The sequence below is a fragment of the Endozoicomonas sp. 2B-B genome (assembly GCF_053470045.1).
In genome coordinates, this window is the sequence record NZ_JBLZMU010000001.1 from 5,153,423 (window position 1) to 5,168,547 (window position 15,125).

The 15,125-nt window shown below is 48.0% G+C and carries 12 protein-coding genes; 8 read left to right on the forward strand and 4 right to left on the reverse strand.

Features of this window, described 5'->3' with window-relative positions; genetic code table 11:
• Positions 1 to 339 precede the first annotated feature (339 nt).
• Both fba (ACOMHB_RS19190) and fba (ACOMHB_RS19195) read left to right on the forward strand, forming a co-directional pair.
• Entirely contained in the window at positions 340 to 1,197 is an 858-nt protein-coding gene (gene fba / locus ACOMHB_RS19190; RefSeq protein ID WP_448217820.1) for a class II fructose-1,6-bisphosphate aldolase, read from the forward strand.
• A 372-nt stretch (positions 1,198 to 1,569) separates the two neighbouring features.
• On the forward strand, positions 1,570 to 2,634 hold the full coding sequence (gene fba, locus ACOMHB_RS19195) for a class II fructose-bisphosphate aldolase (RefSeq protein ID WP_422134699.1): 1,065 nt from the start codon (positions 1,570 to 1,572) through the stop codon (positions 2,632 to 2,634).
• A 182-nt stretch (positions 2,635 to 2,816) separates the two neighbouring features.
• Here the strand turns inward: fba (ACOMHB_RS19195) and ACOMHB_RS19200 are convergent, their stop codons facing one another.
• The gene (locus ACOMHB_RS19200) at positions 2,817 to 3,920 is read right to left on the reverse strand and encodes a hypothetical protein (RefSeq protein WP_448217821.1); all 1,104 of its coding nucleotides are present in this window, start codon (positions 3,918 to 3,920) and stop codon (positions 2,817 to 2,819) included.
• Between the two features lie 486 nt (positions 3,921 to 4,406).
• On the opposite strand from ACOMHB_RS19200, the gene nagK reads away from it, so the two are divergent.
• The 3 genes from nagK (at position 4,407) to ACOMHB_RS19215 (ending at position 7,629) form a co-directional block, all read left to right on the forward strand.
• On the forward strand, positions 4,407 to 5,312 hold the full coding sequence (gene nagK, locus ACOMHB_RS19205) for an N-acetylglucosamine kinase (RefSeq protein WP_448217822.1): 906 nt from the start codon (positions 4,407 to 4,409) through the stop codon (positions 5,310 to 5,312).
• Positions 5,313 to 5,541: 229 nt separating this feature from the next.
• Positions 5,542 to 6,408, forward strand: coding sequence for a hypothetical protein (locus ACOMHB_RS19210; protein WP_448217823.1), 867 nt, complete (start codon positions 5,542 to 5,544; stop codon positions 6,406 to 6,408).
• Between the two features lie 237 nt (positions 6,409 to 6,645).
• Positions 6,646 to 7,629 carry a hypothetical protein gene (locus ACOMHB_RS19215; protein WP_448217824.1) on the forward strand — a complete coding sequence of 328 codons (984 nt, stop codon included), beginning with the start codon at positions 6,646 to 6,648 and terminating at the stop codon, positions 7,627 to 7,629.
• A gap of 28 nt (positions 7,630 to 7,657) precedes the next feature.
• Here the strand turns inward: ACOMHB_RS19215 and ACOMHB_RS19220 are convergent, their stop codons facing one another.
• The 3 genes from ACOMHB_RS19220 to ACOMHB_RS19230 all read right to left on the reverse strand — a co-directional run bounded on the left by ACOMHB_RS19220 (position 7,658) and on the right by ACOMHB_RS19230 (position 11,283).
• Positions 7,658 to 8,512, reverse strand: a complete 855-nt coding sequence (locus tag ACOMHB_RS19220) for a hypothetical protein (RefSeq protein WP_448217825.1) — start codon at positions 8,510 to 8,512, stop codon at positions 7,658 to 7,660.
• 240 nt (positions 8,513 to 8,752) lie between these two features.
• Entirely contained in the window at positions 8,753 to 10,486 is a 1,734-nt protein-coding gene (locus ACOMHB_RS19225) for a WD40 repeat domain-containing protein (protein ID WP_448217826.1), read from the reverse strand.
• A 461-nt stretch (positions 10,487 to 10,947) separates the two neighbouring features.
• The gene (locus ACOMHB_RS19230) at positions 10,948 to 11,283 is read right to left on the reverse strand and encodes a PBPRA1643 family SWIM/SEC-C metal-binding motif protein (RefSeq protein ID WP_422134705.1); all 336 of its coding nucleotides are present in this window, start codon (positions 11,281 to 11,283) and stop codon (positions 10,948 to 10,950) included.
• A 431-nt stretch (positions 11,284 to 11,714) separates the two neighbouring features.
• Here ACOMHB_RS19230 and ACOMHB_RS19235 point away from each other — a divergent pair, with 431 nt between their 5' ends.
• The 3 genes from ACOMHB_RS19235 to arsJ all read left to right on the forward strand — a co-directional run bounded on the left by ACOMHB_RS19235 (position 11,715) and on the right by arsJ (position 14,951).
• Positions 11,715 to 12,728 carry an ArsJ-associated glyceraldehyde-3-phosphate dehydrogenase gene (locus tag ACOMHB_RS19235; protein ID WP_448217827.1) on the forward strand — a complete coding sequence of 338 codons (1,014 nt, stop codon included), beginning with the start codon at positions 11,715 to 11,717 and terminating at the stop codon, positions 12,726 to 12,728.
• 218 nt (positions 12,729 to 12,946) lie between these two features.
• Positions 12,947 to 13,702: a metalloregulator ArsR/SmtB family transcription factor gene (locus ACOMHB_RS19240; RefSeq protein WP_448217828.1), complete on the forward strand. Its 756-nt coding sequence runs from the start codon at positions 12,947 to 12,949 to the stop codon at positions 13,700 to 13,702.
• Positions 13,703 to 13,715: 13 nt separating this feature from the next.
• The gene (arsJ, locus tag ACOMHB_RS19245) at positions 13,716 to 14,951 is read left to right on the forward strand and encodes an organoarsenical effux MFS transporter ArsJ (protein WP_448217829.1); all 1,236 of its coding nucleotides are present in this window, start codon (positions 13,716 to 13,718) and stop codon (positions 14,949 to 14,951) included.
• The last annotated feature ends 174 nt before the right edge of the window (positions 14,952 to 15,125 follow it).

The window sequence follows — 15,125 nt, forward strand, 5'->3', positions numbered from 1 at the left end:
TTTTCATACACTCTACCCAAAGACTCTTTTCATTAAACGACAACCTTATTTTAATAAAGAGGAAATATAATTCTTGTCAACATAAGCCCCCTGAGAGGATCAAGGCATTAATAAGCTGAAAAAATTCTTAAGCTCTCTTTCTATATAACTGGAGAAAGATAAAGTTTTTTTGTTAGACTTCAGGCAAGCCAAGTTTCCGGCCTCTGGATTAATTTGCATCACAGCATAAACAATTCAGTTTGTACGGCTCAGTATGAAAGTGTTATCAAACTTCATCGTTGTGTGATACTCAAACTGATTCAGACTCAGCTCTCCCAACCACTGACCGAGGAAACCTTTATGGCACTGGTATCCATGACCGAAATGCTGAAAAAAGCTCTGGAAGGCAAGTACGCAATTGGCCAGTTCAATATCAATAACCTGGAGTGGACTCAGGCTATACTGACTGCCGCCCAGAAAACCCGGTCTCCCGTTATTCTTGGTGTATCTGAAGGCGCGGCTCGTTATATGGGTGGCTTCAAGGTGATTACCGCGATGGTCAATGCCCTGATCGAGAGCATGAAAATTACTGTACCGGTTGCTATTCATCTGGATCACGGTTCCAGCATTGAAAAATGCAAAGAAGCCATCGAAGCCGGTTTCTCTTCCGTGATGATCGACGGCTCTCACGGCCCATTCGAAGAGAATGTTGCCATGACCAAAACCGTGGTTGAGTATGCTCATGCTCTTGGCGTATCCGTTGAAGCGGAACTGGGTGTTGTTGGTGGTCAGGAAGACGACGTTGTTGCAGACAGCTGCATCTACGCTGATCCACAGGAATGTAAAGAGCTGGTTGAACGCACTGGCGTAGATTGTCTGGCCCCTGCTCTGGGTTCTGTTCACGGCCCGTACAAAGGCCTGCCAAATCTGGGCTTCGAAGAAATGTTGCAGGTTAAAGAGCTGACGGGGGTGCCACTGGTTCTGCATGGCGGCACAGGCATACCGACTGCCGATATCCAGAATGCCATCAGCCGTGGCACCGCCAAGATCAACGTAAACACAGAAAACCAGATCGCCTGGACTAACATGGTTCGCAAGGTCCTGGCCAACGACGCTGAAGTTTACGACCCACGTAAGGTCATTGGCCCGGGTAAAGAAGCCATCATTGAAACCGTCATGGGTAAAATCCGTGAGTTCGGCTCCGAAGGCAAAGCCTGATTTAAGTACTCAACCATACGAAATCATATTTTCTGACTTCTTGTTCAGGCACTCGCGGCAACTGCTCCTGCGTTGCTCTAGCTCCTGCATCCATGCAGTCGTGATGCGTTGCAACTCTGGTCACATAGCTTGCTATGTTCCCGTCGTTGCGCCTTGCAGAGCACCTGCCCAATAAGCCAGAAATATTCGATTCCGTATGGCTGAGTACTTATCAGCCCGGTAGTTCAGACTAACGGGCTTATTATTTGCCCACCTCTTTCTTATCTGAACTAGTATTCAGATACCCGAAGCCGTTCATGTTTTGCACCACTCCCAAGAAACAGGGATAATAGCCACCGAATTCAATCACCCCTTGATTAGCAGGAGCAGGCAATGGCCCTGATCAGCTTGCGTGAGATGCTCGACCACGCCGCAGAAAACAACTACGGTGTCCCCGCGTTTAATGTCAACAACCTGGAACAGATGCGCGCCATTATGGAGGCTGCCGACGAGACTGACTCCCCGGTCATCGTCCAGGCTTCTGCAGGCGCCCGTAAATACGCAGGTGCCCCTTTCCTGAGACACCTGATTCTGGCCGCCACTGAAGAGTTCCCCCATATTCCAGTCGTTATGCATCAGGATCACGGTACCAGCCCCGCTGTATGCCAGCGTTCCATCCAGCTTGGCTTCACCTCCGTGATGATGGATGGCTCACTGAAAGATGATGGCAAAACACCGTCTTCCTACGATTACAACGTTGATGTAACGCGTCGCACAGTAGAAATGGCACACGCCTGTGGTGTTTCTGTAGAAGGCGAACTGGGTTGCCTGGGCTCTCTGGAAACCGGACAGGCCGGTGAAGAAGACGGCGTCGGCGCAGAAGGCACCCTGTCACACGATCAGCTGCTGACAGACCCGGATGAAGCGGCAGAATTTGTAAAAGCCACTCATGTGGATGCCCTGGCCATTGCCTGCGGTACCAGCCACGGCGCCTACAAATTCACTCGTCCACCGACAGGCGATATTCTGGCGATCGACCGTATTCGTGAAATCCACCAGCGCATCCCGAACACCCACCTGGTGATGCACGGCTCCTCTTCTGTTCCCCAGGAATGGCTGAAAGTCATCAACGAAAACGGTGGCCAAATCCCTGAAACATACGGTGTACCGGTGGAACAGATTCAGGAAGGTATTCGTCACGGCGTTCGCAAGGTCAACATTGATACCGACCTGCGTCTGGCGTCTACGGGCGCTATTCGCCGCTTCATGGCAGAAAACCCTTCCGAATTTGACCCACGAAAATATTTCGCAGTGGCCACCAAAGCCATGAAAGATATCTGTATTCAGCGTTATGAAGCGTTCGGCGCTGCAGGTCAGGGTTCAAAGATTGGCAACACCAGTCTGGAAAGCATGTTTATTCGTTACGGTAAGGGTGAGCTGGACCCAAAAATCCAGTAAAACGGCCGTCGCTTGATTATCAGGTAGGGTAAGGCTCTCGCCTCAGCCCTCCTGCAAATACTGGGTTAAAAAGTGGCTCGAAATGCTCATTTACTCGCTTTAAACGACACTTTTTCGCCACTTTTTGCCTAGTTTCAGCTTTGCTCGCTAGTTTTGCGACAGCCTCGATAGGGCGGGAAGTGTCAGCGCCGTGAAATCAGGTGCCTTAACACTGACCCGGCAAATTTCAGAGTGGCAGAAAAAGAATCAGCACCAGACCTGGCCACATGCAAAGCCCTTACCTGAGAAAGGGGATAGGCCGACGGGTACGATTTGATTGGTTGCCTTTGTGACAAAAACGGCGTTCCTCTCGACCAGAAAACAGGGTCAGTAGAGGATGAGTCGTAACCATCAGCCGGGCCTGTTGGCCAGGTGTGGGCAGGAATAGGGAAACCCGGAGGATTGCACCTGGTTAGAATATCAGACCTGGCTGGCGTGATTATCTGCAATTCGGGCAAACAGGCATCTTCAGTTTGTACCACTGAGCGCCAGGCCAGAACAGGCGTCGATATCTCATTATTCTGCCAGTCTCTGCGGCTCAGTTTCAGAATCGGTTGCCTGCGAGCAGCATCGAGCTCAGCAAGATATTGCTGTTCATCAACATTCGCAGCTTTACAGGAATCTGAATATATATCTTCTATCGTTGTATTTTCAGAATCCTGCTTTGTCATAGCGTCTACGGCAAAGTTAGTTCGCAAATCACTTTGCCAGATTGACTCCATATCAACGCAAACTTTGCCCTCGTGGACCTTAACGTCGGTAAATACGTAACCATAACTAGCCATCTGGTCTGCCGAGGGCCATCTTGGGAACTTGTCCAATAGGCAGATGCCATCTTCGTTAAAGTAAGAGAACACTCTCAGATGGCGCTCAAAGGCTTGCGCATCACGGAGTTCTGAAAAACCATGGAGCACGATAATATCCATGGTGGACAGTTCCTTGATTTTTTCCGGGCCCAGGAAAGATTCATGAGGCAGTTGATGAAGGAACAGCAGCCGGGTGCCAGGGTTAAGCTGAGCAACTTTTCGTTTTCCTGAATCAAAAGAGACCAGGCAACAACCTATATGGTCAACAGTTGAATGCTCGATGAGGCTGTTACTGGCCTCCCTGGTAGTAAAGGTCTGATGCCCGGAACCATGACGCCAGAATAACTCAGAAGCATTGCGACCCCGGGATACAGAAACATTGTCACGCTCGTTGTAGCGCCAGTCTTCACGGAACGTGGAGATATGCGAAATTGGTCCCACTAGAAAAAATCCTCAATTTTTATCCGGGCGCACGCCTCTGGAAAGTGATAGATAAGTGTTTGACCATACAACAATGAAAAAGTTTCACCTTCGATTGGCAATTTACTGAATTCAAGGCCCCTCTAATGGCTTCCTTCAGACCATCCCGTTGGCCAGCAACGCCCTTGTCATTCGGATTGCCTTCCCCTCTCAGTCCCGGCGGTTCAGGCTTGTTTCAGCCTGACGGGTTTGCCCGCTTCGCTGGGCATAAAAAAAGCCAACTTCCTGCGGGGTTGGCTTTTTTTATGCTTGAACTGCTTTAAATCATTAAACTCAACTGAGAATTAATGTTATAAAGCACTGCAGAATTTTTGCCGCAATATTTTTTCCGGAACAAACCCATATCTGAAAGGACCCGGCCTATGAAACCAACCGGTGTCCGCTCAAGCCGTAGCCTGTGCAGGTTTGTTTTCTATCGCAGCCATCAAACAGATTCAGGAGTGAGCCATGCTGTATGGAGTGGATATCGGTGGTACTAAAATGGAGCTGGCCGTTTTTGATCATGAGCATAACAAACTCGTGAGCAAACGCTTACCCACACCGACCGACTCCTACGATGCCTTTAAAAAAGCCATACGGGAGCTGGTATTAGAAACCGATCGTGAATTAAACACACGAGGTAGTGTAGGTATTGGTATTCCCGGATTTGTTAATCCTGATACCGGCAAGGCTCAGTGCGCTAATGTGCCCTGTACCAACAACCAGAATCTGCAAGTTGATCTTGAATTACTTCTGGATCGCCCCATCAAAATTGAAAATGATGCCAACTGCTTTGCCCTGTCGGAAGCCATTGGCGGAGCAGGCGATAAAATCCCTACGGTTTTTGGTGTGATTCTCGGAACCGGTTGCGGTGGCGGTCTCTATATCAACGGCAATATTCATGATGGTAGAAACAACCTGGCAGGCGAATGGGGACACACACCACTGCCCTACCATGTTTTCAAACTGGCTGGCGAAAACTTCCCCATCGTCAAGTGTGGCTGTGGCATGCACGGCTGTCTGGATAACTACTTGTCAGGCAGAGGTCTGGAGCTGGCATATAAGCATGTCGCCTCCGAGTCCCGGTCAGGCAAAGACATAGTACAACTATACCGCCATCATGATGCCCGGGCAGAACGAGCTGTTGAGATTTATTGTGAACTGCTCGCTTCGGGACTGGGTGCCATGATCAATATTCTGGACCCCGGTGTCATTGTTCTGGGTGGCGGCCTGTCAAACTTTGATGAACTCTACGAACTGGTTCCTCCTCTGCTGCGAAAATACACTCTGAACATCGGACAACTGCCGGAGATTCGTAAGGCAGAATTCGGTGATGCCGGGGGTGTACGTGGTGCTGCTATGCTGAATGCCTGATTTCTGAAAAAAGTCTACGCTTTCCTGCATGTCTTATTCGTCTGCTTTATTCTTCTGATAGTAAGAGGCACCAATGACTCCTTACCAAAGGCTTGCAGGATGCCCGGGCTGCAATAAACAGTTCTTAAAAGCCGGCGCACTGATAATCAGACACCTCGGGACTATCCAGCTCATGGTTCTGTTCAGTTTTTGTTTTCACATGTCAGTGCAAGCGGATGACGGGGTTCAGATGAGTAAAATCCATGAAAACTGTCATAAAGCCATGCGGGACCGTCATCATTTCGACCCCTTTTATTTCCCCAAACGTCTGAGATGCAAAAGCGTCCTTTACACTGAAAAGGATATCTTTATCAAGAAGACCGCATTCGTGCCTCCCAACAGACTGGAATACACCTGTAGCCCACCCGCCAGAAATACCTCTGAGAAAGCCCAGTTATCTGATTGTCAGGCAATATCAAATAAAACCGTCCCCCCCAGCCGAGCCGTCAAAATACCCGACTACCCCTACCCAATCGTACTCATCAAAGACGATATCTATCTGCATCCCACGCAGACCCTGTCAGAACTCATTACCTCTGTCCTGTACAACGGTGGCAATCTGGCTGCTGTCTTCTTCCATGGCATGATCTACTGGGATATATGGCAAAATTATCAACTCTCTGACAATTCCATCGCTTTTCGACTGATGATGCTCGGCGTAGTCTGGAACTCCCTTGCAATCTATAAACACGGCCTGCATGCCATTAACACTCATCGCGAACATGAATTCACCACCTGGGAAACCGTTTTTGAAATGATCAGCATGCCCATTGAAATAGAGCTTGAAGCACCAGAAGTCATTAAGGCATTAAAATTATTACCAACTTTCCGGAACGATATCTATTTAACGAAAGATTTCCCGGACGACATCTATTTAATGAAAGAGCTGGTATTTTTTGGACTCACCTGGCTGAACTGCTATGTCACTGCAACTTCCTGGATTTCATACTCCCTGGACAATGCTTACCATGAGTACTGCCCGACCCTGGCTTCTGCCCCCGAAAACGCCCCCTGCATCAAACAGATAGAAGAAATGCACGTTCTTCTGGATCAATAGATTCCCACGTAACAAAAAACTTTACCCGGAATGTCTGACTGAAACAGGATGACCTGCTGCAGGTCTGAGCTTTTCCAGAAGGTCTCTGGCAACAGAAACAGAAATGTTTTTTTTCATTGAGATGAACTTAGCGGGTGTCGCAAAACTCCATTGTGCAAAAACCATTCTTTTTTACAATTTATCAAAAAGGTCTACGCTTCGCTGAAGATCTGATCCTTTAGAAAGGAAAAGTCACCGATGAATTCTTCCCATAATCCTGCAAGATGCCCGGGCTGCAATAAATTGCTTTCAAAAGTCAGCTCACTGAAAATTAAAATGCTTAGCACTGTTAAGCTCATTGCGTTACTCGGCTTTTATTTTCATATGGCGACACATGCGGACGACGGTGTTCAGATGAGTAAAACCCATGAAAGCTGTCATAAAGCTATGAGGGATCGTCATCAGGTTGACCCCTTTTATTTTCCCAGGCACCTGGTATGCCATACCATCCTTTCAAATAAGGAGCGTTGGATCTTCGAGAAAACTGTTTTTGTGCCTCCCAACACACTGGAATACGCATGTTACTCATTTCCCTCATTGACCTTTAACAGCTCTGGGAAAAACCTGCTCCCTGACTGTCAGACACTGTTGAAAATAGCTACCTACAGCAACCATGTCTATGAAATCCCCGACTACCCTATCGTGCCCATCAAAGATGATATCTATCTACATCCAGAGTCTTTATCAGAACTCGCTACTTATGCCCTGTACAATGGGGGTGGCAACCTGGTTGAAATTTTCTTCCATGGCATGATCTACCAGAAAATATGGAACACTTATCAGCTATCAAACAGTGTCTATGCCTTTCCGATGATGATGCTCGGCATGGTTTGGAACTCCCTTGAAGCCTATAAACACAGCCTGTACATCAACATCCATCGTAGCGAATTCAGCTTTTGGGAATTTGTGCTTGAATTGTTCAGTAATTGCATTGAGATAAGCCTTGGCACGCCAGATATCTTTGATGCCTTAAGCTTCTGGCCTAAGACTTTCCGGGGCAAGATTGAGGCAATGAAAGAAATAGCATTCTTTGGGTTGATCTGGATGAACTGTATGATCGCTTCACCCGCCCGAACTCCTAATCCCGGTTATGATGAGAATTGCCCTGACCCGGCTTCTACCCCCTCAAACATCCGCTGCAGCAAACAGATAGAAGAAATGCACGTTCTTCTGGACCAGTGACTTTGATAAAATCGTCGCAATCATTTAGTTACGAAATATCATCAATCCCCTGCAGGGCTGCCTGTAAGTCGACTAACTGCCCCTTTACTTTTTGATAAGTTTCATAGATTTTGATGGTTTCTTGCAGTTTGACATCATCCTCAAGTGACCTTCTGTCTGGATCATAAATAGCTGCAGCATCTTTTGCCAACTCCAATGTCTTCATTAATTCCGCGCAAATACTGACGTTACTGAGTGATTTGGGTGTAGGGCCAGCCTCAGGCTGGCGATTGACAGCCTGACTGCGATGATCCCCTGCAGACTGTGCATTTACAGTATCCACCTGCTTGTTCAGTTGCGCACTATGGTATGCGACTGTTGACTTTTTTACGGTACCGCGACGCATAGCCATGGCGTAGTTAATTACGTCCCGGGCGGCTTCCGAATCGATATCCACCCGGGGGACGTAAGTTTCCCATTTGCGGCTGATTTTAAGACACTCAAGTCGTAATTCGATAATGGCGTCGGTCAGCTGTTTTTTTTCTTCCTGACGTGCAGCAAGCTCAACCGACAGATTGCATTCTGTTGAACTCTCAGGGGCCTTTGCCTCTGGGGCCCTCGCTGCTGCCTTTGCATCTTTCTCCCGAACACCAACCAGAAAAGGGGAATCCTCAGGCACCTCAGGAAAGGTAATGGTGCACTCGTCCAGTTTTTTGGGTGCAGCATTTTGCTGTCTGTCGGAAGGAATATAGGGAAGAACATCTTTCGGCACGACAGGTAGCGTGTCAGTTATAGAATCATCGTCGTCTGGATCACGATTCAGGACTTCATGGGCAGCCGCCATGAGATCTTGCATGAAAGCCTCGTGACCAGGAATGGCCAAAACGGGAAAATTGGGTACCATATAATCACCACATAACCACCATGAAAAACATTTACTCCCAGAAAAAATGCCGAGAATAACTGACAGAACCACCAGAAATTTCCTGAAATTCACACCATACCCTCCAAAGGATATGCAGCCTTCAGAGTAGACCAACCTGTAAACTCTGGTTCCCACGCTTTCAGACCCTGAGGGTTCCTGCGTGGGGAATACAAAACCCTATTATGAAATTAAACAACCACAAGAGGTGATAACAAAAAATCAATTACCCATCCTTATTTCAGTGATTTTCACCATCTGATCATCACTGGCGGTTACCACATAGCGACCATCGTTAGTGAAGGCTGCTGAGTTGACTGCATCCTGATGCGAAATGGAGGCTTTCTCTACCCATGACCCATCGATCTCCTGACCAATGATTTTCGCCGTTCCATCTTTACTCGCGGTTACCACATGGCGACCATCAGCGCTGAAGATGGCTGAATTGACCTCGTCGTCATGAGCAATGGACGCTTTTTCTTCCCAGACTCCATCGGCATTCAAACCATAGATTTTCACCATTTTGTCGCGGCTGGCAGTCACCACATGGCGGCCATCGGCGCTGAAAGTGGCTGATATCACCGATCTCTGATGGCGAATGCTGGCTTTTCGTGCCCATGATCCATCGGCTTTCTGGCCATAGATTTCCGCCGAACCATCTTCACTGGCAGTCACCACATGGCTGCCATCGGGGCTGAAGCTAGCTGAATTGACCAAACGATTATGGCGAATGTCCGCCTTTTCTTTCCACGATCCATCGGCGTTCTGGCTATAGATTTTCACCATGTCATCACAGACGGAGGGGTAGGGGTATGGATCCATACTGTTTGCATACATTTGACCGACGGTCACCACATGAGTGCCATCGGGGCTTAAGGTGGCTGAGAAGACATGACAGTCAATGTCATGGGCAATAGTGTCTGTCTGCAGCCATGACCCATCGTCCTCCTGACAATGGATTCTCAACTTATTATCATTGCCAGTGGTTATCACATAGCGTCCATTAGTACTGAAGGAGGCAGACTGGACCGAACCTTCATGGGAAAGGCTGGCTTTTAGCACCCAAAATCCATTGGCATCCTGGCCATAGATTTTCGCCGAGCGATCACCGCTGGCGGTCACCACAAAAGTACCATCGGGGCCGAAGATCGCTGACTTGACCTTACGGCCATGAACAATGGTCACTTTTGCTTCCCACGATCCATCAACCTGCTGACCATAGATTTTCACTGAGCCATCATCACTGGCGGTGACCAAATGATTGCCATCGGGGCTGAAGGTGGCTGAATTGATAAAATCAGCATGAAAAATGTTTACTTTTACATCCCATGATCCACTGATGTCATAACCAGAGATTTTCGCTGTGTTATGACCGTTAGACGCTGTCTTGGTCACCAGATGGAGGCAGTCGGCGCTGAAGGTGGCCGATTCAACCCGGCCGCCATGAGAAATCTCGCTTTTTTCAGCTAATTTAAATGTTTCACATTTAGACATCAGTTCACTAATGGTGAAATAGAAAATAGCAGCAAATTCATTACTCTCCCGACGTGCAATAAGTGACTTGATTAGCGCCTCATCATTCGTAAACTGTCCCAACCAATCCTGGAGCTGGTTGTCATCTAATGCACTGACGATTGTTTCCAGTCGAGCCTGATGTGCCGAAGGAAACCGGTCATACCAGACTTTTGCCAGAATATCGCCGTCTTTGATAGCATTTTTGAGGTTGGTGCATGTCCGTTTTAGAAGGGTTGCAGTTGGAAGATCCAAAGAGTCAATGATTTTATACTTCAATTCTAAGGGCATTTGCTCCAATAAAGATTCACACTGGCCAGATGTATTAATGTCTCTGCCCATTCCGATTCCGGTTGGCGGCTCTGATTGAGATCGCCCTGAGTGTGTCTGTATTGAATCGACAATTTTGGAATTGTCATTAATTTGCCTGATTTCTGGTGTCATTTCCAGCTCCTCTAAAATTTGTATTTGTCCTTATTTTGAAACGACATTAAAAGTGGATATGACAGGTTGGACACGGATTTGTAATAAAAGTTCATACTATGTTGGTAATGACAACCAACAGTGCTTGTGTTTTTCATCAAACACACTGGGTGGCGCCGCTTAGCGCCAGCTCACTCCGCTAAAGATTCCGGGCTTCAGTAATCAATAACAGTCTGCACTGGTCCAAATCAGCGAAGTCGATAATCCGCTGGATAGGATAAATTAACTCCAGAATCACCATTCGTTATAAATGCTTGCAGCTTCACAGATGCCAGAGTTACAAAACGATAGGGCAATAATCAAGGTGGGAGACAGTCGAGTCCGGTGGCAAATGAACTACCACCAGGTAACCAACAGAGCCTTTTGAAGTGAAAGCCGCCTGAAAAGTCTGGCAGGTTCTTATGTAGCACAGTGCCAGGCTATTATGATCGGCCACAGCACTTCTTGTATTTCTTACCGCTACCACAAACACAAGGATCGTTGCGACCCGGTGTTTTTTCTACCACCCTGGTGGTTGGCAGGTTCTTCAGTAACTCCAGATCAGAGACATCTTCCTGCTTCTCTTCATCTATCTCAATGGTGTAAAACCAACCATTCTCTTCAAAAATGGCCGACAGCTCCTGCTCACGCTCTTCATTCTGAACAACCACACTGGCAGGATTTTTCTCAGTACCCAGCCGGGCTGTTTTCTTACGCTCGAAACCCCGGTTGTGTTTATCCGCAAGGTTCATCAGACGGTTGCCTTCGGCATAAAGCATAGGTAGCCCACCACATTTGATCGTAAATTTTGTATCCGTACCCGATAACCTCTGAGCAGGGATAGCCAGTAAAACCGACGTAATCTACTGGATTTGAAAGGATTTAGCCAGAAGTCTGATGAATTTTTAGTCAAATTGCTCATTACTCAGCTTCCAGGGCCACGACTTCACGCCAGCGAGCCCTGATGACCAGTTCAAGAATGCCACCAGTGAAAACCGGGTCTATCCTTTCATCCATAGCCGCTATCTCCATAGAAATCTGCTACCAAGAGCTTTTTAGCCATGCAAACCCAACTTAAGTCCCGCAGGTAGAATGACTGAAATCAACGCGTAATACTTGACACTCTTTTTTTTATATTTGATTATCCGCATATTCAAATATTAAAACTTGTTCTTCAATTCATAAAACAACCTGAAGCAGTGAGGTCATCATGGCAGTAAAAGTAGGTATTAATGGTTTTGGCCGAATCGGCCGTCTGGTGCTGCGTGCAGCTTTTGACTGGCCAGAGCTGGAGTTTGTCAGAATCAACGATGTAGCAGGCAGTGCCTCAACCCTGGCGCACCTGCTGGAGTTTGATTCTGTTCAGGGTCGCTGGTCACGCAATATTTCAGCCACTGACAACCGCATTAACGTTGATGGCAGGACGATCACCTGCAGTCAGATAAAAGAAATAGACGACCTGGACTGGTCAGACTGCGATGTGGTTATTGACGGCACCGGCGTTCACAAGAAAACGTCAATCCTGCAAAAATACCTCAACCAGGGCGTCAAGAGAGTGGTTGTAACCGCTCCTGTCAAAGAAGAAGGGGTTCTGAACGCCGTTATGGGTGTTAACGATCACCTGTTCGATCCGGAAACACACCGAATTGTAACGGCTGCATCCTGCACCACCAACTGCCTGGCACCTGTCGTAAAAGTTATTCACGAAAACCTGGGCATTGTTCGTGGCAGCATGACGACTATTCACGACATCACCAACACCCAGACCATTCTCGATGCTCCGCACAAGGATCTGCGTCGTGCCAGAGCCTGCGGTATGTCACTGATTCCCACCACCACCGGCTCTGCAACAGCCATCACCCACATCTTTCCGGAATTGAAGGGCAAGCTGAATGGCCATGCTGTCCGTGTGCCTCTGGCCAACGCTTCTCTGACCGATATGGTGTTTGAAGTGGCAAAAGACACCCGTATTGAAGAAGTGAACAGTCTGCTGAAGTCAGCCGCCGAAAATGAACTGGAAGGCATTCTCGGTTACGAGGAAAGGCCCCTGGTTTCTATCGATTATCTGGGCGATACCCGCTCCAGTATTGTCGATGCGCTCTCAACCATGGTGGTCAATGATCGAATGGTGAAGATCTATGCCTGGTACGACAATGAGATGGGCTATTCAGTCAGAACGGCTGAACTGGCCAGAAAAGTCGGGCTAGCAGCCTGTCGGACTTAAGCGTCCGTAGCGAGGATTGCAAGAAATTGAGGATAAAAATCTCTGTTTCTGAGGAGAATAGCGAGCTATTTGACGAAGAAACAGAGATTTTTAGACCAATTTATTGCAACCGCAGTAGGACAGTCTTAAGTCCGACAGGCTGCTAGGAGGCTGAGTTAATTTCAAACCCGGCCCTGAGCCGACCAAACCGAGTGTTATACGACGGACATTTATTACCGATGATGCCACTGTTTTCTATCTTGTTTCTCTGTACCGGAAACTCGGCCCGCTCTCAGCTGGCAGAAGCCATCTTTCGCAATATGGCCGATGATGACTTCAGAGTTTTCAGTGCCGGAACCCAGCCCCAGGGTATTGATGACAGAGTCTTTCAGACGCTGAAAAAACGGGGCATCGCCGCTGATGGCCTGACAAGCAAGAGCCTGGAGGATCTTGATGAACAGCATTTTGATTATGTTATCACCCTGTGTGATAACGCCAAGAACGAATGTGCTCACTACCCTCAATCGGACGCACTGTTACACTGGGATCTTGCAGACCCCAGACGACAGGAAGGTCTGAGCCCGTTTGAAACTACTGCCGACATTCTGGAAGGACACATCAAACTGTTTCTCCAGCTGAATACCCCCGGTGTTATCAAAAATGATTCCAATCCGGTCGATTTTTTCAAGCTGCTTTCTGACAATACACGACTGCGTATTCTTATGCTGATTGAGGATGAACATGAACTCTGCGTCAATGATCTGGTAGAAGCCCTTCAGGAAAGTCAGTCCAAGATTTCCCGTCATCTGGCACAGATGCGTTCTTTAAAAGTGCTGGGCTCCCATCGCCGTGCCCAGAACATTTTCTATCGCCTCAATCCCAATCTTCCACCCTGGATGAAGCTGATTCTGGCGGTAACAAGAACCGGCCAGCCGGACTTTATTAACCAGGAAAAGATCCGCCTGAAAGCACAGGCTTCAGACAGCAGCAGATAGGTCGGAAAGTATAATGTTAAAGAATCTGTCGTATGACCTCAGACAGTACTTGCTGGTGACGTTCAATTACTGGAATTTCACCCTGACCGATGGCGCCCTCCGGATGCTGGTGGTACTGCATTTTTACAGTCTCGGCTATCAGTCTCTGGAAATAGCCATGCTGTTTCTGTTCTATGAGTTCTTCGGTGTGGTAACCAACCTGGTTGGCGGCTGGCTGGCGTCCAGGCTGGGATTGAACCGCACGATGAACTTCGGCCTTGGCCTGCAGATTTTTGCTTTGTTGTTGCTTAGCGTACCTTCCCAGTGGTTATCGGTGCCACTGGTCATGTTTGCCCAGGCCCTTTCAGGTATTGCCAAAGACCTGAATAAAATGAGTGCCAAAACGGCCATCAAAAAACTGGTCAGTAGCAAACAACAGGGTAAGCTGTACCAATGGGTCGCTATCCTGACAGGATCAAAAAATGCTCTGAAAGGCGCTGGCTTCTTTCTGGGTGGTGCACTTTTATCACTGATTGGCTTCAGAAATACACTGTTTGCCATGGCGACAGTTCTGGCTCTGGTTCTGATTATGAGTCTGATCTGGCTGAACCGGGACTTCGGCAAGTCCAGAGCAAAAGCGAAATTTAGTCATATATTTTCTGACAACCGCGCCATCAACATCCTCTCAGCAGCCAGAATGTTTCTGTTTGGCTCCCGGGATGTCTGGTTTGTCATTGCCCTGCCGGTCTATCTCTCTGGTGTCTTTGGATGGAGTCACTCTGAAACCGGTGGCTTTATGGCCCTTTGGGTGATGGGTTATGGGTTTGTGCAAGGGCTGGCGCCACGAATTACCGGCAATGAAAGTGACTCACCTCCCGGACGCAGAGCTGCCACTGTCTGGGCAGCAGCACTGTTATTATCCGCAATAGCTGTTGCCTCGGGCATCCAGCTGGAATGGCACCCTGAGCTGACTATTATTGCCGGACTGCTGGTGTTTGGTGCCATCTTCGCTATTAACTCCTCACTGCATTCATACCTGATTGTCAGCTATGCCCGGGAGGATGGAGCGTCCATGGATGTGGGATTCTATTATATGGCCAATGCCATGGGTCGACTGACGGGTACCCTATTATCAGGATGGCTGTTCCAGTTGGGTGGACTGACTGTCTGCCTCTGGGTATCCTGCCTGTTTGTTGCCTTGACTACATTGATCTCCCTTGGCCTGCCGAGGCTGCATCCTCATGCTCCCTCTCCCGTTAACAAGCTTTAAGACACAGGCTGAATCCATAAAAATATGCACAAATGTACCAATAAAGCCGCTAATTTAGTCAACATCCAGTTTGAAAAGGTCAAGAGAGTGTCAGAACCCACAAAAAAAGCTCTGAAAAGTTCAATTACTATAATCCCTGTGCCATTATTCAATATTTAATCATCAGGGCAGGGT